Origin of the sequence: Novosphingobium lindaniclasticum LE124 (assembly GCF_000445125.1) — a bacterium.
Taxonomy (GTDB): domain Bacteria; phylum Pseudomonadota; class Alphaproteobacteria; order Sphingomonadales; family Sphingomonadaceae; genus Novosphingobium; species Novosphingobium lindaniclasticum.
The window spans coordinates 1-1,905 of the sequence record NZ_ATHL01000121.1; the positions used below are offsets into that span (position 1 = coordinate 1).

A 1,905-nucleotide genomic window follows, 5' to 3' on the forward strand; every position below is an offset into this window, starting at 1 on the left:
AAATCTTCCCGAAGACCCAGCTTTGCTGAAGGCGATAATCGCCGACTTGCAGGCAGAAAACGCGAAGCTGGCGGCAACGGTCCGTGCACATGATCTGGTGGTTCAGGCCCTGCGTCTGCGCATTGCAAAGCTGAAGAAACAGGCCTTCGGCAAATCCTCGGAAAAGATCGAACGCGAGATCGAGCAGCTGGAACTGGCCCTAGAGGACATTCTGGTCGCCGCGGCACAAACCGTCGCTTCGCCGAGTGATGTCGAAGAGGATGAGGCCACTGCGCACGTAGACAGTGCACGGGCCATGGCCCGGCGCCCGCGCGTTGCGCCTGACACCCCGCGCGAGCGAAAAGAACTCGACCCGGGCAGCGCTTGTCCCGATTGCGGGGGCGAGTTACGCCTCGTCGGCGAGGACGTGAGCGAAATCATCGAAATGATTACCGCCAAGCTGAAGGTGATCGAGGTCGCGCGGCCGAAGAAGTCCTGCCGCTGCTGTGAGAAAATGGTGCAGGTGCCGGCTCCGAGCCGCCCGATCCCCGGCAGCATGGCCGGAAGCAGCTTGCTTGCCTACGTGCTCGTCTCAAAGTTCGACGATCACTTGCCGCTGTACCGGCAGAACGAAATCCTTGCCCGCATGGGCGCTGACATTCCCCGCAGCACGCTGGCTGACTGGTGCGGCAAGGCGATGCGAAGCCTGCAGCCCTTGATCGAGCGTATTGAGGCATCGGTCCTGGCCAGCACCGTCATCCACGCCGATGATACGCCGATCCAGGTGCTGGATCACACAAGGCGGGCCGAAGGGCTCGGTAAGGGCGTGAAGCAAGGCAGGATCTGGGGTTATGTCTGCGATCAGCGCCCGTGGAACGGGCCGGCACCGCCGGGTGTGGTCTATCGCTTTGCCTCCAACTGGAAGGCGGAGCACGTGCAAAACCACCTTTGCAATGCGAGCGGCATTCTCCAGGCCGACGCCTACAAGGGATATGCGAAGCTCTATCAGCCCGGCGCGGACGGCGAACCGCGCTTCCGGGAAGCTGCCTGCTTCGCCCATTGGCGGCGTGACTTCCACGACATCTGGAAAGCGAACAAATCCCCGATAGCGCGAGAAGCCCTCGATCGCATCGGCCAGTTGTACGACATCGAACGCGAAATCGCCGGGAAACCTGCCGATGTTCGGTGTGCCGTCCGCCAGGAGCATAGCAAACCCAAACTGGAGGCGTTGCGCGCCTGGGCCGAGCAGCAACTCACCCGCATCCCCGTCAAAGGCGACCTGGCCAGCGCCATTAGGTATGGCTTGGGTCGCTGGCAGGCCTTCTCACTGTTCATTGAAGACGGACGCGTCGCCATCGATAACAATGCCGCTGAGCGAGCCGTGAGACCTATTGGCTTAGGAAGACGCAACTGGCTCTTCGCCGGCTCCGAAGCAGGCGCTGAAACACTGGCGCGAGCCATGACGCTTATTGAAAGTTCCAAGATGAACGGTCTTGATCCGCAGGCTTATCTCGCCGACGTGCTCGGCCGTATCCATGATCACAAGATCAACCGGATCGAGGAATTGCTGCCTTGGAAATGGGTGCCCTTGGTACCGTTGGCAGAGGTAGCCTGATGGCCACGATCACTCACGTACGCACGCTGGACTATGCTGCCAAAATGCTCGGCGAGGACGTGGAGTTGTTGGAAGCCATCGTCTGGAACGACGACAATCTGACATACGGCAGCATCATCACCGTTTACACTGGACCGGATGAGACCATTACGGCGCTCACCGACGATGGCGTCGACGAACTGTCAGATATGCTTCGAGAAGCACGCCGCACCACCCAGACCTGGCACGGCTTCCTCGATGACTTCGTTGACGATCCCGAACTCGCCACTCGCTTCAAGGCCCAACCACCGCGGTAACAATCGGACGGTTAC

At 60.5% G+C, this 1,905-nt stretch carries 2 protein-coding genes; both read left to right on the forward strand.

The window, feature by feature from the left end:
• On the forward strand, positions 1-1,594 hold a 1,594-nt coding region (tnpC, locus tag L284_RS41780; RefSeq protein WP_021235366.1), incomplete at its 5' end, for an IS66 family transposase.
• Entirely contained in the window at positions 1,594-1,890 is a 297-nt protein-coding gene (locus L284_RS41785) for a hypothetical protein (RefSeq protein ID WP_021233732.1), read from the forward strand. The genes tnpC and L284_RS41785, both read left to right, overlap by 1 nt.
• Positions 1,891-1,905: the final 15 nt, after the last annotated feature.